This is a genomic window from Lacrimispora sanguinis (genome assembly GCF_044987295.1).
Classification (GTDB): Bacteria; Bacillota; Clostridia; order Lachnospirales; family Lachnospiraceae; genus Lacrimispora; species Lacrimispora celerecrescens_B.
Genome location: NZ_CP173277.1, coordinates 4,840,809 through 4,865,240, shown reverse-complemented (window position 1 = coordinate 4,865,240; position 24,432 = coordinate 4,840,809). Strand labels below are relative to the sequence as shown.

Here is a 24,432-nt window from a genome sequence, read left to right as displayed (position 1 = left end):
TCCTCCTAAGCTATTTTCTCTTCTTTTTCTTTCAATCTGAATTTATTTTCAAGTAACATATCTCGTAAAAAAGTCTGTTTAGTTTTCACCTCTTTTGTTTGTATTGCTTTTGTTACAGCAAAGTTGTTTCCAACAAGAATGCAATATTTTTTTGCCCTGGTTAACGCTGTATACAATAATTCTGAATTATTCATTATGAAACTACTACTGTCCATGCCTACGATTGTTGAAGTGAATCCACTACCTTGCATTTTATGTACCGTACAGGCATACGCTAATTCTAAATTTTTCGAATCACCTTTACTAAATACAATTTCTCCTATTCCAACGAAATCAATAATGCAATATCCATCATCACCAATTTCTTTAATAATTCCAATATTTCCGTTAAAGACAGGAGTGTTATCGCCATTAGAGTTAATGCATTTGTAGTTATTCTTAGTATTTAAGACTTTATCTCCCACTCGTATTAAATACTTTTTTACATTTTCCTTCTTCTTTTCTAAAAGAATTTCGATCTCATTACCATCATTAAGCTTAGGATTATAGATATCCTGAATTTTAGTGTTAATGTTATAACAGGACAATTCTCCCTTTAATCTCATTGGAACACAAACCTGAACTTCCATGATGTCTTTATATTTCTCCATCTCGCACTGAAAATGTCTTATAATACTATTCGGGAGAGATTCCTTATTTCCGGTAATATCAAGTTCCATATCCTTTAACTCACCCAAAACTACATTTCCATCAAAGCTGTTTGTAAAAATTTGCTCCTGAGATGCTACTTTGATAGATGTAGGAATAATCCCACTCATGAGAGCTTGTCTATGTGGTTTAGTTAACTTCACAACCGGTAATACATCACTATCCATAATATCAGCAAACACTTGACAATTTCCAATAGGTGTCAACTGCTGAACGTCACCCATGATAATAACCTTTGCTCCTGATGGAATTGCTTCTAATAAAGATAAGAATAATGTTCCGTTGATCATAGTAGCTTCATCTATAAGTACAATATCCACCGCCAATTTATTTAGCTTATTAAACATGAACTGACCATTTTGATAACCTAATGCTCTATGAATCGTACTTGCTGGAAGTCCGGTAGCTTCTGTAATACGCACACTTGCCTTTCCAGATAATGCGCAAGCCAAGATATTGTAATTGTCATATAATGAACATATTCCATTAGCAGTAGAAGTTTTACCTGCACCGGCCAATCCAGTAAGCGCCATTACATGATTATCAAGACTTAATTTAATGGCAGATCTTTGTTCATTTGTAAATATAAATCCCTGTTCATCTTCTACTCTGCTTACAATGCTTTCCCAATTTCCAATATTGAATGACTTTGGGATATAATCCATATGTAATTCGGACTTAGGAACAATTGAGTCGTATTCTTCATTTTCCTCTTCAATGATCTCAACCTTACCTATCTGCAATCTGATTAGTTCTGACATAATTCTATTCTCTAAATCATAGAATTTCTTTAAAGCAATTTTAGTACCATTATCCAAAACAACTACATCGTTATTTTCAATCATTAACTTTGCAGTTGAGTTCACTACTTCTTCCGGAACAAAGCCGAGAGTATCGTACAAAGCTTTCATTAATTCTTGGTAATTAAGATAACTTTTTCCTAATTCACCCTGTTCATTTAAATGATGTAGTAAAAATCCTTTAATTCTACGAATATCATATTGTCCAACACCTACTTTACAAGCTACCTCATCAGCCTTTTTGAAGCCGACGCCCTCTACCCTAACGAGGTCATACGGATTATTTCTCACAACGTCAATTACCGTGTCTGGTGAATGATAAAAATCAACAAGTCTCTTAATAAATGTATGAGTTAAACCCAGCTGTCCCAGCTCCATATAAATTGCACTATAGTCTTTGGACTCCTCAAATTCATCAATCATCTTCAAAGCAACTTGATTTCCGATTCCTTTAATTTTCATCAAAGATTTAACGTCTCTATCCTCTAAAAGTTTAATTACATCATCATATTCTTCAAATAGCTTATCTACTAAATTCTCGTTTAGTACATTCTTCAAAAACTCTTTCTGTTTATCCTTACTTGATATATCAATACATTTGCTTATATATACAATTTCATAGGTATTACCATACTGTTCATGTACATCTGCTAATTTACAAAAAACCTTATAAGTTGTTCCAAACTCCAAGCTACACGTATTTCCCTTTAATTTAATTTGATCCATTTCCTCACTACAGTTTTCTAATGCTTTAGCGATATTAGCTCGAAATATTGCGAATTCATTAGATTCCACTTTTTTCACATACTTAGGAAATATGATCCAATCCAGAGTACATTCGAATTTCAAAATTTTCTCTTCGTCCATTAACAAACCTCACTTTCTGGTATAAGAGATTTTCCATTTTCATAATTTCTAAAAACAAGATCGTATTGTGTAATCACCTCATCTTCTCTAGTAATATCAGCAGCTATTATGTTTAATCCCTCATCATCTTTTCCAATAATTTTTTTACCAAATTCTTTTTCTGTTTTAATTACATCAATGATATCTCCATCTTGTAGCGGTAGAATTTTAAATACATCTTTTCTGACCTTCTGATACTTTATTTCTCCGTTATTCATGTTATAAATAATAATATTTGGAGATACTACATTTCTTGTATTTAGTACAAACCATCTATTCGTTGATAAAGTTTCATCGCGGTATCTAACCTCATTGAATTTTGAAACCTGCATTTCCATAATCTCATATGGATTAATATGAGTATTCTTCAACGTGTCAAATATTAATTGCAATGCTTTTTTGTAATCTAAATTGTTATAAGACTTACCTGATTTAGATAATTCTGAGCATTGAATAATTATTTGCTTTATTGCATTATCTGTAATCTTCTTATCGAGTGTTGTGACAGTTATTTTTTCTTTCCCGTACAACACTGTAAAATAATCTCTAAATGTTAACAATTTCTGAGTCTTTCCATACACAGAGCAACAATCAGCTATCAGATAACCTTCTAAAACTTTTTTTGTGATTCCATGTGAATTACACTTTTCTAAAAATTCATAGAAGTTTTTGCTGTTACACATAAAATCAAATAGGACATTTGGTGTTTCATCTATTTTAACTTCTTCTTTCGTTAGGAATTGCTTTATTCTATCATTAGCGGCATCTATATAATATTGAAGATCCAAGTAGTCAGGGACAGTTACCCCTTGAATATCATCATTATTGATAAAACACTTATCTGGTGTATACGAAACTTTCTCATAACTCTTCTTACCCTTTTCAATCTTAACTTTATAAATTCCTTTATCATCTGGTCTAATAGAAGCAAAAACTCGATGCACCTTTTCTTTTAAAGGTATTCCATCTTCCACCATGATTTTATCTTTACCATCAACTTTTACTTTTTTGCCTTCACCATATACAACACCCTTATATAAATTAGTTAGTTTAATAACTTTCTGAAATTCTATTAATTCAGTAGCACTTCTAATAGTTTGTTCAACCGGAATATCGTGAACAAAATAATTAACTACCGCTTTGTTTAAAATTGGCAAATCGTTATCAATAGAAGATAATTTCTTGACGTATGCTCCTTTACACTTATAATGTCCATCATCTAAGTCAATCAATAAATAATTGTTTACGTCCTTTTGCACTAATCGACCATGTTCGTAAACATCAAATTCCAAGTCGAGTTTAGTTCTTGTTTCCCATACTTTTGCAATAGACTTCACTTTATCTACATCTGCCAATGTATTTACCCTTACGTAGATTCCATCTGTATTAATTTGCAATATTTCACATAAGTCCTCTAATCTCGCAGCTAATTCAGTAAGATAGAGTTGTCCAGCAATACAAACGTTATTACTTTGAACTGGGTCGTAACAGGCAGAATTAATATCTTTTAATATCCCATACGCACTATTAATAACAATTTTCAAAGGCTTCTGGCGACTATCTTTTGCCTTTTTTAGTTCTAATCTTCTATCCCTCATATTTTCAAAGTCTTTAGGATTTTTGAGTTTCCTACTGGCAAACCCCTCATTTATCATTAATGAAGGATACAAACTTGCTACATCCATTGTCACTAAAATGCCTTCAAATATTTCATTATCTTTACTTCCATGTAATCCGCCATACCCATATACACAAGGTACTCCTCCTACTACGGTAACTAACTGTCTGGTACTGTTACTCACAACTTCTGTTTTTAGAGGTAATTTATAACTTTTATTTTCTGGCTTGTTGTACCAATCTATAATATATTGATATTTACCTGGCATTTTTAGATTTTTGGGTATGGTAATATCAAATTCATCATCGAGTGTATGTTGATCCACTGCTCCTAGAATAGAAGCAGCTAATTGTGCCTTTGTTTTATTAAACATTTCCATGTCTAATTCAAACATAGAAATCATATCTAACTGAGCTTCAAAGTCATCCATCGTGGCATCTAAAACACGTAACGTTTCCTTCACATCGTGAATATTATAAGCAATAATTTGTTCAATTTCTTCTTCAGATAGTAATCGGTCAATATCAAAAGGTACATCTGTTTCTTTAATCATATCTCCCATATAGGCTTCCAACTGTTTAAGAGAGCGATCTTTTAAAATCAGATCATAATTATTAAGATGATACTTTTTTGCATTTCTGACAATTTGATAACCTTTTTTTCCAAATTCCACTAATTGATCATTTATGTATGATGGATTCATACCATCTAAAATACCTTTAAATAAAAATTGATCATATTGTCGACTGTTATATCCGACATATATTGCGTCACGATGTTGGTTGAAAAATTCAATTAATTGATTTCTATCATTAATAATTGTTATAGGTTTATCTCTTTGTTCCTTATTGATTAGTGTCAAGCACCACCAATTGATCTTTGAATAGCACTCAAAGTCGTATCCGTATATCTCTCTATCTAACAAATAACTCCTCCTTATTAACCGAATCCAAACCCCTGTACCTTGTTACTTTTTCTATACAACCAGTCTTCTACTAAAACCTGTGCCATTTTTCCACTTTTATTATCTATTGAAAATCTGCCGATAATATCAAATTCAATGTTTTCTCCAATAGCTATTAATTCCTTATAATCTGAACTCAAAGAACTTCCTTTTGTTTGCTTTGTAAATTTTATATTGTGATACTCAAACTCAATTTTATTCTGTTTACTACCAAGTAAATTTAAATAGTATATATTACATGGTACATTTTTAATTAGGAAAATAGGTTCACTGACTGAGTTCCCCCATATGTCATCATGTTTTGCCACATTCCTAATTATTTGATCGTGTATGACATCAGCTTCATATATTCCGTAGATGTGATATGTAGGTTCATCTATTCTTTTCATAGTAGAAAGAATTTCAAATAACTTATTTGTATTTTCAAAAGTAATTTGGCATCCAAATGCTCCTGGGTGGCCATCAACCTTATTAAATAACTTTGTTTCTTTACACCATTGGTTAAAATCTAGTATTTCACATTTGTCATACCCTCTACCACTACCTTTGCAAATGTCACCTTTTCTTCTCATTAGTAAACATGGTCTCTGATATTGATCTGCTAATTTATTAGCGATTAATCCAGTGGAATTACTATCTACTTTATCTTCAGCGTTGCATATCAAAATAGGTAGCTTGTCTAATCCATATAAATTGATACTTTCAGATAAAACAGCTGCACTCTCCTCTGTAAGTTTCTTTTGCTTTCTGTTAGTAGACTGGCAAGCCCTCAACGTGTATTCTTGAATGCTCATCAGTACCATTCCTTTTCCTGGTACTTTTCTTTCAAGACATTTATCAGAATTACACATTGCCTCAAACAAAATGCTCTTATCCTCATAAGTTCCTAATCTAATCATAGAATTTATTAAAGGACATATGTAAAATCCTACACTATTCAATGTTACTTTATTATTCATAGCATACATTTGAGCTTCCACTAATGTTCTTATCAGCTTATTCTTTCCAGTCATATTTCTCATAAGTTTCAGACCTTCGTTAATCAGATACCTGGTCTGTAAATTTAGAACATCTGCTCGATCACCTATCATGCCGAGCGCAACTAAATCCAGGTAATCATCTGCATAATCTACTTTAAAATGCTTATCAAGTAATTTAGTGAATTTATATGTTATACCTACTCCTGTCATTGCCTTGTCTGATACTCTAGGAGATAATTGATTATTTACAACTATTGCCGGATTATCTCTCCCTTCTTTAATTGGGTGATGATCCAGTATTATTACATCTTTCCCCATGTCAATTAACTTTTTACATTCCTTTAAATCACCACTTCCAGCGTCAGGTATGATGACAAGTTTGCTATTTGTTGATGAAATTACATCAATCTTGTCTTGTAGTCCATGAATTTTACCCTCATGAATAAAACAATTAATTTTAACTTTAGGATTTATTCTTTTTGTATACAAATAAATATCCGACGCAGAAGTATAGCCGTCAACATCACAATCTACAAGAAGGTCTATCTCATCATTATTTACAATGTGCCGTACATAAACATCTCTAGCCAACTCAATGTTATCAAGCAATAATTCACTCTCAATATTGTCTAATGTAGGATTAAGAAAGGAAGATAAGTCATTTATTCCTTTCAATCTTAATATATCTTCCAATTCGTTTCCAAAACGAATATTACCCAATAACTTATATCTAAAACTCAATTAATCATCTCCTTCCTAATCATTCGTTCCCACATAAATCTTATTCTCCATCAGTTTAAGTAAAATGTCTTTTCCTTTGTCAGTAGGAGAATTCTTGTAGTCCAACATGTCAGTTGTGTCCCAAATTACAGAAACCGAAAAATACGAACTTAATTTGTTTATTATTTTATCTTTTATATGTTTTGCCCATTTTTTACATTCTTCTGAATCCAAAGTCTGATATTGCTTATCTAAAGCAACAATTACTTCTCTAACACCAAGCATTAATAACATACTTTTTTGATAATCGGTCAAATTACTTCCACACAACGCTACCGTAAAATTATCATCTCCAAACATAGTATCTGTTTGAAAAACTGATTTTTCAGCTTCTACTAACATGATTTTTCTTTTTCGCTGAATCGTCTTCATATTATGATTTAGTCCAAAAAGATTTTGTCCAAGCGAATGATTATAAAACCTCCTACCTACTTTAAATGGAGTATATTTTCCAAACAACTCAATATCTTCATCAACTAGTGACCTACCTCTAACTCCTATAAGTTGATTATTTATATCAAAGTGAGGAATAATTATCTTTTGCTGCCATGTCGAATACAGCACATTGTACTTCTCCATAGTTTCAATAGATATTCCTTCTGTCACCCAATCTTTTGAATACATTTTTTGAAAGATATTCAATATGTTTTTATCATATGGAACAAGTGACTTCGTTTCTAATTCCTTCTTCGTGTTCTTTTTATACTTTCGAATAAATTCCCAATCAGAAATTTGTTCCTGCTTGCCGAATCCATATTCACAATTATCAATGTTTAATTTAATGCAAATCCAATTGATTACTTTTTGAAATTCTTCCTGTTCGTACCCCTTATATCCCATAACTACATCAAAAATATCCATTTGCCCACATTCCGTATAGCAATGGAATAACTTCGAGTCTTTGTGATAATAAAGTTTAGGTTTTGTTCCATGATGACATATGGTGTTTGTTATCCACATGTCATCATCCTCATAATAGAAAGTTGCCCCCATTTTCAAAAGTAATTTTCTTATGTCTTCATCAGATAACTTTTCTTTAATCTCCTGGGCGGTCATTTATACCTCCCTATTTCGATAATTTTGTAGCTAAATCGGTACCTGATACATCAGAATTATCAGTCTCTATAATTCCAACATTACCCACATCGTCTAATTCAAAATCAATTACGGTTCTTTCGATATCAGTAATCAATTCAAAATTGTAATCAGTTACAAAACAGTCCACCTCTCGCATGGTACCTAAATTTATCTTTGTCCACACAATAATAGATTTCCATTTTCCACCACGATTTTTAAATATGTAATATGACATATTGGGTACTAGTGTCCCAAATCTACCTTCTGATTCTAAGATTGGTTTTAATTTTTTTATGTCCTTATGTGTCACTGGTAGTGCTAAAATACCACCATCAGCCTTTTCTATGATAGCTTTGGAACCCTTTAATGCACCGGCATCTTTATTTGCATCATCTTTATAGGAATCGTTCAACTGAGTAGATGAACCTAGATAAATGTTGTATTTATTACATACGAGTTTTAATGAATTGCTAAATAAAAATAGTATCTGATCCGTTCTTAATCTTGACTTTGTTTTTTCATAATAGTAAGCATATAAAGATGGTGAATCATTGATATAATCGAAAAAGCAAGCAATTATATTGAAATTTATTACATACTTTTCAATGGTTTCACTTATAGTATCAATCGTAAAATCTGGCATGTATTCGCCATATAACAATGATTCTGCTACATATTCAGCGGCAAGACGTAACACACATTCTTCTTCTTCGCCTATATCTCTCCATTCTTCAATTCTATCTTGCTCAATACCGCTTATGTGAGCAAGTAAACAATCTTGAATCTCTTCCTTTGTCAACTCAGTAGAAATAAATAGAACTGGCTGTTTCTGTCCAGTTGGTTTCCACTCATGCTTATTCCAGTCATAGATTCTATCACAAGCCATATTACATGCGTCTGCCATAGCATTTCTACTTTTTGACCCACCTGATATAGAACTTCTAATAATGAATTTTTTCTCTCGCATTCCCTTGAAAATAGTAGTGAGATATCCTGATTGAAAAGGATAACCGTAAACATTTTCTTGTCGCTTATGTTCCTCTAATCTGCTTTTTATACCATCACCGACATGAAAAGAAAAATTATCACCAAATGCATTTTTCCATAATGATTTAAAATCCAAAAATCTATTATTGATTGCATTAAGTACGTCATTACTTGTAAGATTATTAAATTCTTCCATTTTGATGTCATCAGTCTCATCATAAATAAAACCAACATCTATTTTTAATGATTCAGATGCATTTCTGACAATAGAGTATTTTCTTACATCATCATAATATCTTCCCACATTTACCAATTTGTCAGTGGCCATATTAATAGCTTCTTCTATATATTCCCAACCATTATTATTTTTCCACAACAATGACGCTGATTCAAAAAATGATACCTCATTTTCTATATCTAGAGATGTAATTTTCTCTACGTTTCCCTTTTTTGCAATATTGGCTATTGCGCCCCATATCATTTTGTGAAAGTTTTCAGGATAATCATTTTCATTTGTAGATAACTTTTCATCTAATATCAATCTAGGATTTATACAATAACAACCGAATAATAAGAAAATTGCTTTTTTGTCTACTTGTTGATTAAAAACTATTTATCTCACCTCCATTCAATATTTTTCTAAATTTATTAACGAAACGCTATTGTTCTTCTTAGAGCTTGACTGCTTTATTCTCTTAGTAATAACATTTGTGTTTTCCAATTTTGCAACTTGATTTTTTAATCGTTCTTGTTGTTCATAGTATTCTCTAGCTTCAGCATAGTAATATTTTATCAGCCCCATACCGTATTTCTTGTCAAGAGTTTTATTTAGAATCTCTTTACAGTACCACAATGTATAAGTCATAGCAGCATAGGAATAATTAAACTCATCCTTAAATTCCTTAATCTGTTTAAACATAATTCCAGTCGGCTTATCCAACTCAAAATTCATGCATATAAATTCTATTAGATTTTTATATTCTTCTGAATATCTTTTTATGGACGCATAACAGTCAGAACAATATGATTTTGAATTATGTATAACCTTTTCTCCAGGTTGAAGTGGTTTGCCACACCCTTTACATGTCGCTAGTCTTGCCATTATTCACCACCCTATTTAAAAAGCGAGGAGGATTAATCCTCCCCATCATTATTTGACTGCAAATTTGTCTACTAATTCCTGAAGCTCCATGACAATTACTTTTGTAAGATCAATCTGACTATCTCTTAATGAGTCAAACATTTTTACGTTACCGTTGTCATCTAATCCAAGGTTCTTTTGTAAAACAGCAGTAGCTTCAGCAGCATGTCCATTTGAGAATAACAAACTACCTAATTCAACACCTTTCGCTTTGACCTCTTCGAAGTTTTCCACCACAGTTTTCTTATCAATAGTCTTTTCTTTAGTCGTAAAGTCACCACCAAGATCCTCTACAGCTTTTGTCCATACTGACTTTAATTCTTTTACATTAATCTTTTCAGGTAATCCAAAAGTATCTTTTAAATCAGGATATTTGTCATTCTTCTTAAATGTGATGTATCTTTCACCTTTGTTGTCAGCAAACATATAGCCCACTAAATAAGCGGATTCTCTACAATAGGAAAATGTATTCTTGTTAAGTTTCAATGTGTCGCTTTCTTTCTTAGTGTCAAAATCTTTACTGTGAGAAGACTGAGCAATTGAATGAACCGTATAACCCAAGCTCTGAATGACACCAATGTTTCTCAAAGCACTTTTAAAACGGAGTGATCCTTCACCAAACCCACCTACATCTTTAAGAATCTCAGCATCCCTGTTTTCAAGAACATATCTTTCACAAAATTCTTCATATTTGTCAAGTGTATCAACGATAATACATGAAAACTTTTCTCTGAATGTTGGATTTCTCAACTGACCAATGACTGACTTAAAATCGGACATCGTATCAATTTTAACTGCCATAATGCCTGGAATATTCTGATATCTATCTTCAAATTCCAAGAAGAACGGTTCTTTTTCGGGTGCCAATTCCTTTAAGAATTTCATCATAGTAGTCGTTTTACCAACACCAGTGTCTCCCATCCAAATCATTGAATACTGATTCAAATTAACAGAGACCTTATTTGGTGTTAAATCATTTAAATTTATATACATATAGGTGTAAATCTCCTTTAACTTCTTTAATTATATTTGTTTTGTTTCCTATCTGGAAAGTCCAGATAGGGTTAATATGTGTTACTGATTGCGTTAACGTTGAGCAAATGGATTGTATGTAGTCTGAGGAGCTGGTGTAGACGTATCAGGCTTGAAAGGTGATTCTTCCTGCCTTGACTGGCCACTAGCAACTTCAGCGATAGTGGCTTTTCTCTTTGCTCTTAATGCATCAACAATTTCCTGGGTAAGTTCATGCTCAAAAATTGTGGTTGGCATAGTCCCAGATTTAATTTCATTCTTACGTACATATGTTTTAACCAAGTGCTTAATATCATCACCGAAAGCAACCTTTTCAATTTGTTCTTCTGTTTCAACAGAATTAATTACAGTTCCGACAAATTTGGTATAACAACCATCATAATAACCAGCACTTCTGAATGGAGCAGCCATAGATTTGTCAACTGTCATTTTAATTGGAATTAAATGATCGGCTGTATACACTGCATCTTTTCCAAACCCATCAGCAGTCTGACCGATTCCCATCATATTCACAACCAAATTACCAGTAGGAACATCTTTTATAATCTCATCTTTGATTGACTCTACCACTCCTTCAACTTCAAACTTTGATTCTAATACTGTCGAATCATAATCTTTTGGTTCAATTTTATTAATAAATCTAGCTGAAATTCTATTAGTTGATACTACTCTTCCATCATTTCCTTTAAAATCATTTACTCTAAATGAACCATCTGTAATGGATACAATCGCCGGTCTCTCCCCTTCTAAACAATGTTCGATATCCTTGAGATTTTCTTTCGCATCACTGTACTGCTTATAGAAATAACTTTCTTCTGACGTGAAATTTTTGTTCTCATCTTTCTTGAACTTATAGGCGAATAAATTAATTTCATGCTCACTACCATCGGAAGTTCTTAATACAAGACTTCCACCGATTGCGTCTTCTCCCTTTTTAGTCTGAAATTCTTCAATATTGTTTTTTACCAACTCACCTGTTACCGTTACTACATTTTTTAATTCTTTCATAAATTACCTCCGTTAAATAAAATTTTGTATGTTAAATATGTAAAATATAAAAACATCTATTACCTCAACGCCTGTCTCTCCAAGCGGAACATAGAAAATCACTCTATAATGAACATCTATGTCAAAATAGCTATTTATGGGCGAACTCTCCCAAGGGTGAGCTATTTCAGCACCCGTACAGATATTCTCTGTTCAGTTTTTAATAATCAAATGGGGATTTATATTGATTGAACTTATATTATGTGTTGTCTATCTCACCAGTCGCCAAACCAATGTGATAGGGTGTCACTTACCTACGAACTCATGAATCTTATTATGTAATACTTCTAAACACTCTTTACAAAGAGTCATTCCACAACCATACTCATCGCAAAAGCTAAATGATGTCTCTAGCCATTCATCAACATCTTTGCCACAAGACGAACAACGCTCAGTAACCTCCAATGGGTATTTCTCTCTTACTTCATCAAATGATTTGCATATTTTATAATAAACATGTTCTACAGGTGAATTTACACTTAACATTTTCTCTCTGGTGCATTTCTTGGCCCAATAACTACTAAACCAACTCTCAAAAGTATCCTTACATCTCTGAATTTCTTTTCGCAATTTCTCGTCACCGGTTACAACCTTCCATTCTAACATCTCACTCACCTCCTCAGTTTTCAGGATGAAACAGGAATTTGATTGAGAAAATCACATCGATTTTGCAAGCACCTGTGCGTCCCATGCTGTCATTTTTGTTCTCAACCTTGCAACTGCTAAATCATATCCGTCGTTACAATTAAACTCATCCGTTGGGGAGCAAGTTGCTTCTGCTTTTAAAACAACATCAAAATCAACTGTTCTCACCTGATACTTTTTACCATTATCACGTGTTTCAATGATTACATCACAGATTCCATTCTTATCGATATGTTCAATTTCACATTCGCTCCACTCCGTCCATTTCCTTTCAGCCTGCACAGGTTCGTCATAAGGTGCAAAGTATTTTTCGTATTCATCATATGACATACAGCCTAGATGAACTCCCCCAAATCTAAAACTAATAACACCGCCTTCCGCAACATCTGTAACCTCACACACTTCACCAACATTCGTAAATGCTCCCATTGGTTTTACCAGTTTAATTTTGTCTCCCTTAATCATGCTGCTTTCTCCTCTCCTTTAGAAAAATTTTTGTTCCACTTGTCTATGGCTTCTTGATCCTCTTTCGTGACAGGATCATTAAATCTCCGTTTAGCCTGTACTATGTAATTATTTCTCACCTCTAGCGTCACAAGACTCTCATCTGGCTCATTCTTTCTTCTCATAAATAGAATATGGCATTTCCCATCAATTACTTTATCTATATATGAAGCCACACAATTATTTTGTCTTACCGCCTCAGTTTTAATGTCCTCTGTCGAATCAGGATATATGAATATGTAATCTTTAAAGGTAAATTCTAATGACTTATCTATTCTCTTTTTAAAGATATCTTCTGGAAATTCTCTTTTTAGCCTGTCATAATTACGACATGCAATTTTATGTGTCGTCAAAAAATGCCTTGGATACTTATCAAACTTAGGACTGATTGTATTCATCATATTGGCATAATCATATAATTCTGATAATGTCGTTTTTACATCATCTAATGCCTCAAATGTCTTTAATTGATCCAGATAAAGAAGAAGAGGTTTTGCTGTGTACCCATATTCGGTTAACAATTTATTGAAATATGACCAATAATGATATCCGGTTTCTCTATCGTAATCATAGTTATTGGTTGACCAAACTTTATAAATATCATTATCAGTTAAACTCATGTATTCCAAATTATAGGCGAGCACATGCGCATTGGGATTTACTTTATAAAAATCAAGCAAATTATTAGATAACCGAATACTGTGATTCTTACATAGTTTAATAAGTGCTTTGGGAATATCATTTATGGTATACTTAAACATATCAGTACTCCTGCCATTATCTAATATCTCATCAATGCCGGCTGAAAATAATTGTTCGTAATTTGAATATAATGGCACCCTATCGAGAATAGTTCCAATATTATTAATGCCATAATACGTTTTAGATTCTATTCTCTGAACAAACTCTAAAAACTTTGCATATTTTTTATCATCACAACATTCACACAATTGAGCCATTGTGAAACCCCTTAGTTGACTACACAGTTTTGTTACGGGCTTCCCTTTAATTCCAATCGATTGTTTTGTTGCGAAATCGTATTTTACCGTTCTCCCATCTTCATAGTCGAAGACAAGAAATTGTCTCTCTTTATAAACTCTTATCTTGAATCACCTCCACTTTTATATTCTCCAAACGAATATTAACCAATGCAGTAATTTTGATCATATGTAATATTAACCCTATACTTTAAAAGTGAATCATAAACCTTTTTGGGGATAATATTTTTATATTCTTCAGCTACCTCTATGATTTTCTTTTCCTTTTCTTTTGCATAATAAGAATAAGCTTCCTCAACTGTATTATAAATACCCAGCTCAAATTGATCATACTGTGCCATATATCCATTTTTAACTTTCCTTATGCCATTCGGTAAACCTCTTTTGTTTGGCTTGTTTAGCAAAAGCATATTTATTCTTTGCGGAACCAGTAAGCAAGTATCGGGTGAATATAATTTATTACCGGGGCATAATATATCTTTATCAAGATGAAGCCTTTCGTTTACCTCGTATTTATTGCTGCTATACCATTCTGCAAAACGCTGATATACTTTCCATTTATTACAAACCGTCACAATTCCGAAATATGAAAGCTGTTTATCTTTTATTTTCTCTGAATAACATCTTCTTAACATATCTGCCCATGTACTGTACTCGGTCGTTATGTGTCCTTGTTCCCAAGTTTTATACTCTCCTTCTCCTACCATGCCAACACCATAAACTGTGATATCATATGGATTTTTGACCTGTCCCCGTTTAAAATTTATATACATTGTATTTTTTCTAAAGTGATACTCATCCTGAAACTCTACAACTATATCAGCCAACGAATTCACCTCAACTATTTTCATCAAAGTTCCTTTATTGTTCACAATTTCTTTTCCTATTATATTTTCTATATTACCACCTCACTAACCAAGGAAATCGAAGTTTCAAGTCTTTTTGTTCACTATATATTGTGTACTTAAAGAAATTCAATTCTACATACAGTATATCCAGTATCTCTTAAATATTGAGCAAAACATGGATCTGAATACGCCAATCTTTTTATGAGTGAATCAATAGTCTCCATTTGATTATCATCGTCGGTTGCACCATAATCGGATTTTACCGACGGTGGGGTTAAGTTGTTTTTTCTATTGACAGCCAAAAGCCCCTTAATGCTTTCATTTCTCTTGTCACATTCTTTTTGTGCCTCACTCTTGGTAAAATGTAAGTATAAATCTGCTTCATTATAAAATTCATAATTACATGTCCAGTACCTTAATCCATTCTTATAAGAGGTCTGAACGCCTTTGTAGAAGTTGTCACCCAAACTTCTGTCGATTTTCTCCACAGTAACCGTTTTAGGCGCAACTTTCCAAACTTTAATTGTTTTGCTATGTACCCCCTTGCCGCCACACTTAGAACATGTATGATCGATAATTCTCTTTTCTAAACACCTCTCGTAAGGTACTTGAATCTTCATATCTTCTTCTCGAATCTTATACATTTCAATTGGAAATTTCACTAATATTTTCTCCCTTCCTAATCATAATCTTTAAATGAAAGACGTGTTTCATTCTTCACCGACATAAATCAACTTATCAATATATTCTCTACCTTCGCCCTTAAATATAGGAATGTCTTTATCAATTTCCCAATAGCTTCCTAAATTGAATTCACACTTAGGATCTAGGATTTGTTTTTTAATTACACAAGTTCCTCGTTTCTGATATGTATGAAAATCATTCCAGTTAATTCCCCTTTGTGTTATAAGCATATCTTGAATATCATTACAAGATTTTTTCTGCAACTCCTTATGACTAAAATTAGCCTGGCCTACCATTTGAACACTATTTCTACTACAATCAAGCTGTCTCCAATAAATGCAATTGGTCACTTCTTCTTTTGGGATATTGAAACAGCGAGCGTCAAACATAGCTTTTCCGCGAACCTCATTGTATACTTCCAATTCACTTGTGAGGTCTTTCCAGTATTTATCTGCCAACTTTTTGCTGAAAATGTTATTAAAAGCCATAGTCGCAATACTCGCTGCAATACTACACATCTTTTGGACTTCATAATCAAACCAAGAGGACGATGTAAATTTCTTATAATCCACAAGCACTAATGTAATTTCATCAGATTGAGTATAACCAAGTACACAACCCTGAATATTTTCACATAAATACTTTGTTGTTTCCTGCATCGTTTCAATTAAAAGTTCATCAAACGGTCTTTTAAACCCTCTTGTAAAGGTGTGAAATGCTTTTCCATCAATCCGGATAATTACTGGCATTCGTCGCACCAATCTTGTCTTTGGAATCTGCTCATAATACTCTTTCATCCGCTTTCCTAAATCATCATTCATTGTTATCCTTTCCTTCCCACATCTCATATTCTTTTTCCTGGTCAAGACTTGTACAAATATCACAAGTATGTGGCGGTGGATATTCCACGTTATTCTTACAGGTTGAACAGTCTTTAACTATTTCATCATTCTCTTTTAAATAACCCAGAACTCCACCAAATCCTCTGCCTCTTACAATCTGCTTTGCAACTGATATGGGAATGTAATTCTCGCACTTGTCATCATCAAGTTCTAAAACGCCTTTGTATTTTCCATAATCTTCAAGCTGGTCGAGTACCATATCTATATCAAAATCAATTGATTTATCGGATATATTCTCTTTTTCAATTGCTTCGATTTGACCACACGCTAAGTCAACCAGCTCTTCTAATATAGGATGTAATTTCTTATAAACTTCTTCTCTCAGTGTTGATATATTAATTCACCTCTTTTCTCAAAATTCTGTTCAAAATTGAAAGTCGTATTCAATCAACTGAAACTAACCTCTGGTTCTGCTTCAGGAACAACATCTTCATTAGAATATTCATAATCAATTACTATTTTAGTAAACGACCTCTTTAATCTAAACAAGAAAATTTCAAACTGACTCATATGTCTCAGTGATTGAATATCTGGATTTACTGAATAATTGATTGACCAATTATCTCCATCATATTTCTCCCACCGACTAATTGGAATCATAAAATTCATCTTATCATCATGCTCGCACTCAAAAATAATATTTGCTTTTTTGATATCAGACCAACTTCTGCCATCTACGTGCTCTACTTCCATTATGCAATTCACAGATTCATATGTAGGCTCTCCATCACAAGTATCAACTTCTAATCCGTTAGTATTAACTTCTTTTGCTACGAACTCACACCATTTTTCAAAGAGATCTGATGTTTTGATTTCTTTGATATCTTCTTCAACCATCAAATCCTTGAAATTTTCAAGTAATGTTTTATTCTCTACTAATGTTGTGCTGTTTACAATTTCCGTTAGAACAGTATCTAGTTTAACAATGTGATCAGAAAAATCATGTTTTTCAATCGCAGGAATCAATACTTCTTTAACTTTATCCTTAATTACCTTACCTACATCTCCATAGCTTCTGAATAAATCTTCCATTGCTTCATTAATACCTTTTTCTAACTTTACAGTAATGATGTTTTCAATGGTTCCATCAGATAATTTCTGCTGAATTACTCCGCTAATACTGTCTTCTAAATTCATAATTCTCCTTTTCTTTCTTAAATTATGTGTCTTATCCTACAACAATTCATTCTCCAAATCTTCTGCAATTTTCCTGAGTTTTTCAATCTTATCTCTGATGAGCTGATTATAAATCTCTGTACACTCCTCATATGTACGAGCAAAGTGCCTGGAATTAGTTGAAACTGCACCGGACTTTCTAGGAGAACCATCTGCTTTTAAAATATAAAATTGCCCATTAGGATAATTATCTTGCTCTTTCCACTTACTAACGATACCTTTAACAGGTTTGCATATATTATGTACTACCTGCCCTCCATACCAGCTATTTCTATCAAAGTCGATATTAAAGGCACAACCATAAACTACTTCTCTATTTTTAATATCTTTTACTTGTAATTCTGCCATCTTCTATCCTCCATTGAACCGATGGTTTTAATACCTATTATTCTATAACGTGTATAGCAGTAAGATTAAAAAAATAATACCCTTTACTTTAATTGTTAGTTTTCTTCATTTACCACGATTCCACCATGAAGGATCACCCGTTTCCCATTTTGGTCATCAAAATAAACTTCATTTTCACTTTCTGAAACATCAAATTTACCTGACCAAGACTTAATTGCACCGCCATTATAGTCATAAAGTGTGACAGTACGATTCAAACCGCCACCCATGTCACTACTGATTGACTTTCCAATTCTACTACAAGAAGAGCATCCACCAAGTAAACCTGAAACACAGATTATAGAAATTAATACTATTCTCTTTACCTCTTTTCTCATTCCATTCCTCCTATATTATATTAATTACATGAAAACAACTTTTTATCTGTTTATTATAAGCAGTGTCCGCATTCATAACACCTGCCATCTCCCCTACATAATGTATTTCCTTCCGCCATTCTAATATGTTCACCGTTCATTTCTAAGTTATAAGATACTGTATAATTTTTCGGCATACCTGCTTTAAAAAAATCGCTTCCAATTTTAAATTCTATCGAGTCAATCCTTACATCGTTTATTTTCATATATTTCAGTGCGTCTTGTAATACACAAACTGCTTTATTTAAATTTTCATTCTCCACTTCTATACCTCCTTTCAGCAATCAAACTTTGGGGTTACAGTCTCAAAATAAAACTTCACCGGCTTATCTATTTCGTGAACAATGCCGTATTTTTTAGAGAGACGATAAATAAATTCCTTCTCCAAACGTTCCGGAATAGTCTTTACATGTTCTCTAAACTCTTCTAACGGCAAAGTGCTTTTGTAAAAATTACATGCCCTACACGCTGGCATATAATTACTTAAATCATCAGCTCCGCCATACCAGTATAAAGATTCCACATGATCAACTTGCATTTCACTAAGCTCCATCTCGCAGCCACAATAGGCACAATGCCCATTATATTTTTCATAGACCCTTTTTCGTATCTTTTTAGGGATTGCTTTTCTCTTTACATCTGTATTACCCATGATTTCCTTTCTCCCGGTACTCTGGGAAATACTAATTCTCTGGCTATGATTAGGTATTAATTAATTTCAGTTACATAGCATTCTTCTTAGTTGTTTAAGCTCCCTTAGCCAGTCTGCAAGCTGTAAATGTTCTTTTGCACACTCTGAGCAGCCTAACTCCCTTGCTTTATCTTCACAATGTTTAATAGCTTCTTCTAAGCTCATTTCAACTTCCGCACCCCCAAACATATTCCCTTTAAAAATCCCTCTTTTATAATTTAAAATCTAACTTTTGACCACATTTATCACAATAATTTTGCCTATGACCAATTGGAAACCATTTGTCACAAACAGGACAATGAGGGAAAACCGCCACTAAACTTCCACCTCTCCCGTAATTAGATTCATGACGATTAATTTTCATCGAAATTTCTTTGTTATTTGTCTTAATTTCTATCGTGCCTTGCTCATCTACTAAATCAAGAAAATGTCTCGGATCAATTAATATTTCTCCAAAGTTACAATCATAATTGTCTTCAATTTCTTTTATAAGCACTGATCTGCTAATTAGGTCGCTTGTCATATTTTCTCCTTTATCAACATGTTATATATACTCATAATCTCCATGCATAACAACGTCTGGGTGTTTATTGTCTTCGTGCGAATTCCATACTTGTACTCCAATAACAGAATATTTGTCAGCGTCTCTCACGTCATAGATTTCTCCGATGTTGTACCAATTACCATTCGCTCTGCTAATTATTTTTATCTTCATCCTTTATGCCTTTCATTATTAGATTGAAAAATTTATTTTATTTAGATGTATCGTATTTACAATTTTTACATGGGCCGTGGAACTCATCAAATTGTTTTCCAGTTCTTTCGCACCTGTTAACAAAAACATCTGCTTCCGGATAACGTAAAATTTTCACATTTTCAAAATATCTACAAATATAATCATCTTTATCCATACCATAATCACTCTCCTTACCGATAAAAGAACCATTTCTTCGCTATAGATAATTTTTAATCTTTTCATATACATCTTTGTGAACAATGCGTTTAAGTCCCCAGTCATAAAGCCTGTAAAATGTCTTATCATAACTTTCAATGCAATCAAAATCAATCAATTTTTCTTCATATAATTCTTCATTACTGATTATATTCATGTTATATTTATAGATAGCTTCTAATACCATATTATGCTTTTTCCAAGTATTTTCATTTTTAAATAATAAATAGATACAGATTAAAAGCATGATTAGCAGAACACCCAATAAATAAAGTATAATCATTTCCATTCCTCCTTTCCGCCACATAAAAGGTTCAATCTATGTACTTAACTTTTTCCTTCTCACAAAACGGAGATATGTCATAACCAATCAAATTTTTAACAATTTTATAAAGCCCAGTACCTGCTCCGCCATTATTAATATGAGTTAAGTCCATTGCGATTTCTCCATCTTTAGCTATTATATCGGCGAAGTAGAAATCGTCAGAAACCCTATAAACAGTATCGTGCCATATGGTTTCCGCATTTTGTATTGATGAACACTTTAATCCTCTTTTGTGGATATAATTTATAATTTCTATCATATTATATTTTAGTACTTTATTTAATAGCTCCGTTTCTTTATGTATTTCTTCTATCAATCCCTTTTTTACTACTGCCAACTCGTACTCGCACATCTTTACTTTTTCTTCCTGTTTTAATTTAGATTTTTGTAGTTCTCTAATGATAGAATTCATAATTCCTATAACCCTCCTTTTTTTATATTAATTTTCAAAATAAAATTCCGTTTTTATCTTGCCGCCATCAAAAGGATATCTCTAAAACTCAGATCATTGTTATTTGTTCTTTTACCGTCAATCCTTACATGACATTTTGTACATTCCGCATATCTGTTGTGTTGCCCATTTTCGAAATGTGTTCCAGTAATCATAATGTGTCCACCTCTATCGCAATTCTTCATGAATACCCTCCTTTGATATCACTGCGCAATTTGACAGTATTTTTCCGACATGCTATAATTCAATCGTGGCTAATGCCACTTCTACTTCACTTTTCCCCTATGCGGGATCTTGCTCATTCGGGCATGTGTAGTAGGTCTGTAAATAGGGATGAATCGAGGTACTGCCAATACCGTTTGAGATTCATCTCTTTTAAATTTATGAGAGATATTTCATCACACCGGACTTTCTCTTGAGTAATAATTTTACATGTGTACTATCATGCAATTGAATTCCAAAATCCTCATCTATCTTATTTGCTGTAAATGGGAGCACGTAATCCTCGAAATATATAATTTCGTATTTATCGGTCGGAATTTTGCTTAGCAACTTTTCCATAGTAATAGGAAAATAATTCTCTCTTACTTCGCGCTCCCAGTTTGAAACATATCGATATTTCATGAGAAAATGTACTAAATTTCTATTCTCAGTTATACTTCCCCATATACTTTCGTAGTCTGATACTAGATTTGCATTTGCTTTTTGTATTACCTTTACCCAATCATTCACATCCGCCTTACGATTTACAGAAGAGCTAACACAAAAGTCTCTGATTGCGATGTATTGGAAGCCCGAATTAAATACACTATTCCAAAATTCACTAATGGCATACGGCATAGAGTATGAATAAACTTCGTGAATCACGCTAGATAAATTTAGGAGTGATTTATTAGCATTAACAATACTTAAAGCTTCATTAAAATCGCTAGTAAACAATCCACTCGTTTTATCCTTACCTTTTGCTAATTTAATCATTTCTTGACTAATGTCATATCCTATAAGACTTACGCCAGGTAGCCCTTTTGACATATGCTCAATTAACGTTCCGTCTGCGCAGCCAAAATCAACCAACTCTGTAATGTCATCAATCTTGTCCATAAAGAACAACTTGTCCTGAAAAGATTTCCCCATTCCTTCTATGTAAGTGTCATAATTTTTAATAGATTCACCCATATTACACCGCCCTCTTCTTTAGCAGCTGAGCAAAGCCATCTAAATCATCTCTCATATGTAAATAATTCTCTTTTTGATTCACTATGTATGTACTATTTTTCTTTGCAAACTCCGCAAACCAGCTCTGCGCAATGTCATCACATTCATGATCACATGCATATCCCACAATACCAAGTAGCGAAGAGAGGTTGTCCAAGTTAATTAGCTTAGAGTCATAGTCTATATCCAATGTCCACTCATCAAGCATAGATAGATATAACTCTACATCTTCCTCTGTCTTTTCGGAGCCAGAATTTTCACGTACAAAATCTAATGTCTGAATCGCTGCCTTGCAAATATCATCGTTTGTACTACTTACACATGCTTTTACATAGTCTGATTTTGAAAAGTTGTCCACATAATCGGCAGATGTGGTTTTAATCTCTTTCTTTGATACTTTTGCTTTTTCAATATGTAAATAATCATTCATCAAATGCTCTAAATGATTTATCTTGCTGACAACCACGGCTTTATCTTTAGTTGATTTTCCATTTAAGTTATCAAATGAAACGCCGTCGATCTCTTTGCTATGTAATGACTGATTAAATTCAGCCATAAATTCGATGAACTTCTTGTCATCTAATCCGGTATCCATAAACCTGGCGTATAATCCAAAGTAAATAAAGGAATCCTTAGAATCAAACATATTGAAGACCTCTTCTGTTCCAACATTTGTGATTCTTCCAACCATATCCTCAAAATTGTCAAAACATTCAGTAGTGGCATTTTCTTTCATGTATTCGCATATATCCTCTTGCTTCTTTTTCCAATCATTTAAGAAGTTGACAGCCATTACGGATTCAACGACTACTCGATTCACAGTGCCATTATTTCCTTCTGACACTTTATACCCACCAAGATCTTTGAAGAATGGCATACCAGATATACTCTTGACCATTGAAGCAAACTCCTCTCCAAGCCTAGTAATACCCTTCTGAGAAGCCGTCATAGGCTTTCCCTCATTGTATCGTGCGATGTGGTAAGCAATATCCTCACTAGAGCAGTTTAAATACTGTACGATTTCAAAGTTATACTCATTAAACTTGTCCTGCAATTCCTCTGGTAAATCTGAGAACTTTTTCCCACGTATATCAAATTCTCTTCTTTCGCTGATAGGGAATCTTTTATCGTCAAGTTTTGGGCTTCCATCTTCGTTTTTAATTTGAGCCTGATACTCGATATTCCATCTTCTAATATTTTTTGAAATCTTATATCCGCCCTTAACGAATGAATGTGCATTTGTGCAGCGTTGCTTTCCATCTAAGTCCCATATAATAGCAAGTCCATTCATTATCTGTTCTGCAAATACAAGGGCAGGAATTGGATTCCCCTGTAAAATGTCAGAAATCAGATTCCCCTTCATGCCAGGACTCCATTGCTCTGATTCCCTCTGGAGTGGATGATCAAACCTGATAGTATAATTATCAATCTTTTTGATAATGGCCGCGATACTAAGCCTATCAGGCTTGCTTTTTTCCAGTGTCTGTGTAAATGTTTGCCCCATTTTCTTCTCCTCAATTTTTGAACATGCCGTTCTATCTCTAAATAATATTTGCGTGTTACGAAAAGACTTTATTTGCCTACAATGATCTTCATATTGACCATCTGTTAAGTTTAAGTTGCATTTAATCTCCGAAATAGTAGCATTATCCATCTTCATCTCAACTATTTTCCGTTGAACCGACGATAAGCCATTGAGATATTTTTCTACTTTTTCATCGTTTGAAACACCAATTTTATCCAATGCTTCTTTTTCAATGTCAAAGTCAGATGCCAACAGGTCGCCAATTGTGGCATTTTCACTTTCACCAATGGGTGTATCAATAGAAACTGATAGTCTGTCCGCTCTACGCTTTTCTCTGTTTAATCCAGTCATCTCCGTTTTGAATTTTCTAGCAAGACAACCTTTTAAATAGACTTCAAACAGAATCCCCTTTGATTCATCAAAAGTTTCTGTTGCCTTCCATAACTCTTCATTGGCTTTACTGTAAAAATCATCATGATCTTTTTCTGATATTCCGCCAAACTTTATGAATAACGGATATGAAATTTTTCTGAGTTTAGCCATGTTATTTGAAGCATACTCGTCCAATAATTGCTGTTTTTGCATTGAATCCATTTTGCCACCGCCTTTTATACTAATGAGTCAACAGTGTTAAACAACCGATGCGCAACTTGAACACACCCACAAGATAATCAAAATACCCTGTGTCACCTTACACCGATCGGTCACAATA

27 protein-coding genes are annotated in these 24,432 nt (G+C 33.2%); all 27 read right to left on the bottom strand.

The window, feature by feature from the left end; genetic code table 11:
• Positions 1 to 5 precede the first annotated feature (5 nt).
• A complete protein-coding gene (locus ACHZES_RS22695; protein ID WP_395546839.1) occupies positions 6 to 2,375 on the bottom strand; it encodes an AAA family ATPase in 2,370 nt (789 codons plus the stop codon).
• On the bottom strand, positions 2,375 to 4,957 hold the full coding sequence (locus tag ACHZES_RS22690) for a hypothetical protein (protein ID WP_395546838.1): 2,583 nt from the start codon (positions 4,955 to 4,957) through the stop codon (positions 2,375 to 2,377). The genes ACHZES_RS22695 and ACHZES_RS22690 overlap by 1 nt, the downstream gene beginning before the upstream one ends.
• A gap of 14 nt (positions 4,958 to 4,971) precedes the next feature.
• Positions 4,972 to 6,717 carry a DHH family phosphoesterase gene (locus ACHZES_RS22685; protein WP_395546837.1) on the bottom strand — a complete coding sequence of 582 codons (1,746 nt, stop codon included), beginning with the start codon at positions 6,715 to 6,717 and terminating at the stop codon, positions 4,972 to 4,974.
• 15 nt (positions 6,718 to 6,732) lie between these two features.
• Entirely contained in the window at positions 6,733 to 7,812 is a 1,080-nt protein-coding gene (locus ACHZES_RS22680) for a hypothetical protein (protein WP_395546835.1), read from the bottom strand.
• 10 nt (positions 7,813 to 7,822) lie between these two features.
• Entirely contained in the window at positions 7,823 to 9,361 is a 1,539-nt protein-coding gene (locus ACHZES_RS22675) for a DnaB-like helicase C-terminal domain-containing protein (RefSeq protein WP_395546834.1), read from the bottom strand.
• 87 nt (positions 9,362 to 9,448) lie between these two features.
• A complete protein-coding gene (locus ACHZES_RS22670) occupies positions 9,449 to 9,922 on the bottom strand; it encodes a hypothetical protein (RefSeq protein ID WP_395546833.1) in 474 nt (157 codons plus the stop codon).
• 48 nt (positions 9,923 to 9,970) lie between these two features.
• A complete protein-coding gene (locus tag ACHZES_RS22665) occupies positions 9,971 to 10,954 on the bottom strand; it encodes an AAA family ATPase (protein ID WP_395546831.1) in 984 nt (327 codons plus the stop codon).
• A 93-nt stretch (positions 10,955 to 11,047) separates the two neighbouring features.
• A complete protein-coding gene (locus tag ACHZES_RS22660; RefSeq protein ID WP_395546830.1) occupies positions 11,048 to 12,001 on the bottom strand; it encodes a hypothetical protein in 954 nt (317 codons plus the stop codon).
• A 285-nt stretch (positions 12,002 to 12,286) separates the two neighbouring features.
• Positions 12,287 to 12,646 carry a hypothetical protein gene (locus ACHZES_RS22655; protein WP_395546829.1) on the bottom strand — a complete coding sequence of 120 codons (360 nt, stop codon included), beginning with the start codon at positions 12,644 to 12,646 and terminating at the stop codon, positions 12,287 to 12,289.
• A gap of 51 nt (positions 12,647 to 12,697) precedes the next feature.
• Entirely contained in the window at positions 12,698 to 13,150 is a 453-nt protein-coding gene (locus ACHZES_RS22650; RefSeq protein ID WP_395546828.1) for a hypothetical protein, read from the bottom strand.
• Entirely contained in the window at positions 13,147 to 14,148 is a 1,002-nt protein-coding gene (locus ACHZES_RS22645) for a PcfJ domain-containing protein (protein ID WP_395546827.1), read from the bottom strand. Before ACHZES_RS22645 ends, ACHZES_RS22650 begins: the two co-directional genes overlap by 4 nt.
• Before the next feature lie 182 nt (positions 14,149 to 14,330).
• Positions 14,331 to 15,059, bottom strand: a complete 729-nt coding sequence (locus ACHZES_RS22640) for a hypothetical protein (protein ID WP_395546826.1) — start codon at positions 15,057 to 15,059, stop codon at positions 14,331 to 14,333.
• Positions 15,060 to 15,151: 92 nt separating this feature from the next.
• The gene (locus ACHZES_RS22635) at positions 15,152 to 15,697 is read right to left on the bottom strand and encodes a hypothetical protein (RefSeq protein WP_395546825.1); all 546 of its coding nucleotides are present in this window, start codon (positions 15,695 to 15,697) and stop codon (positions 15,152 to 15,154) included.
• Between the two features lie 48 nt (positions 15,698 to 15,745).
• Positions 15,746 to 16,546 (bottom strand): tRNA(His) guanylyltransferase Thg1 family protein, encoded by an 801-nt coding sequence (locus tag ACHZES_RS22630; RefSeq protein WP_395546926.1) that lies wholly within the window; start codon positions 16,544 to 16,546, stop codon positions 15,746 to 15,748.
• The gene (locus ACHZES_RS22625) at positions 16,533 to 16,820 is read right to left on the bottom strand and encodes a hypothetical protein (protein WP_395546824.1); all 288 of its coding nucleotides are present in this window, start codon (positions 16,818 to 16,820) and stop codon (positions 16,533 to 16,535) included. The genes ACHZES_RS22630 and ACHZES_RS22625 overlap by 14 nt, the downstream gene beginning before the upstream one ends.
• Positions 16,821 to 17,008: 188 nt before the next feature.
• Positions 17,009 to 17,758 carry a hypothetical protein gene (locus ACHZES_RS22620; RefSeq protein WP_395546823.1) on the bottom strand — a complete coding sequence of 250 codons (750 nt, stop codon included), beginning with the start codon at positions 17,756 to 17,758 and terminating at the stop codon, positions 17,009 to 17,011.
• A 36-nt stretch (positions 17,759 to 17,794) separates the two neighbouring features.
• The gene (locus ACHZES_RS22615; RefSeq protein WP_395546822.1) at positions 17,795 to 18,145 is read right to left on the bottom strand and encodes a hypothetical protein; all 351 of its coding nucleotides are present in this window, start codon (positions 18,143 to 18,145) and stop codon (positions 17,795 to 17,797) included.
• Positions 18,146 to 18,240: 95 nt separating this feature from the next.
• Entirely contained in the window at positions 18,241 to 18,522 is a 282-nt protein-coding gene (locus ACHZES_RS22610) for a hypothetical protein (protein ID WP_395546821.1), read from the bottom strand.
• A gap of 53 nt (positions 18,523 to 18,575) precedes the next feature.
• The gene (locus ACHZES_RS22605; protein WP_395546820.1) at positions 18,576 to 18,824 is read right to left on the bottom strand and encodes a hypothetical protein; all 249 of its coding nucleotides are present in this window, start codon (positions 18,822 to 18,824) and stop codon (positions 18,576 to 18,578) included.
• A gap of 14 nt (positions 18,825 to 18,838) precedes the next feature.
• On the bottom strand, positions 18,839 to 19,213 hold the full coding sequence (locus ACHZES_RS22600; protein ID WP_395546819.1) for an HNH endonuclease: 375 nt from the start codon (positions 19,211 to 19,213) through the stop codon (positions 18,839 to 18,841).
• A gap of 250 nt (positions 19,214 to 19,463) precedes the next feature.
• The gene (locus ACHZES_RS22595; RefSeq protein ID WP_395546818.1) at positions 19,464 to 19,775 is read right to left on the bottom strand and encodes a hypothetical protein; all 312 of its coding nucleotides are present in this window, start codon (positions 19,773 to 19,775) and stop codon (positions 19,464 to 19,466) included.
• A 229-nt stretch (positions 19,776 to 20,004) separates the two neighbouring features.
• The gene (locus ACHZES_RS22590) at positions 20,005 to 20,163 is read right to left on the bottom strand and encodes a hypothetical protein (RefSeq protein ID WP_395546817.1); all 159 of its coding nucleotides are present in this window, start codon (positions 20,161 to 20,163) and stop codon (positions 20,005 to 20,007) included.
• Between the two features lie 42 nt (positions 20,164 to 20,205).
• Positions 20,206 to 20,487, bottom strand: coding sequence for a hypothetical protein (locus tag ACHZES_RS22585; protein ID WP_395546816.1), 282 nt, complete (start codon positions 20,485 to 20,487; stop codon positions 20,206 to 20,208).
• Between the two features lie 31 nt (positions 20,488 to 20,518).
• Positions 20,519 to 20,941 carry a hypothetical protein gene (locus tag ACHZES_RS22580; protein WP_395546813.1) on the bottom strand — a complete coding sequence of 141 codons (423 nt, stop codon included), beginning with the start codon at positions 20,939 to 20,941 and terminating at the stop codon, positions 20,519 to 20,521.
• 53 nt (positions 20,942 to 20,994) lie between these two features.
• The gene (locus ACHZES_RS22575; protein WP_395546811.1) at positions 20,995 to 21,165 is read right to left on the bottom strand and encodes a hypothetical protein; all 171 of its coding nucleotides are present in this window, start codon (positions 21,163 to 21,165) and stop codon (positions 20,995 to 20,997) included.
• A 196-nt stretch (positions 21,166 to 21,361) separates the two neighbouring features.
• The gene (locus ACHZES_RS22570) at positions 21,362 to 22,156 is read right to left on the bottom strand and encodes a hypothetical protein (RefSeq protein WP_395546809.1); all 795 of its coding nucleotides are present in this window, start codon (positions 22,154 to 22,156) and stop codon (positions 21,362 to 21,364) included.
• 1 nt (position 22,157) lies between these two features.
• A complete protein-coding gene (locus ACHZES_RS22565) occupies positions 22,158 to 24,314 on the bottom strand; it encodes a DUF262 domain-containing protein (protein WP_395546807.1) in 2,157 nt (718 codons plus the stop codon).
• Positions 24,315 to 24,432 lie beyond the last annotated feature (118 nt).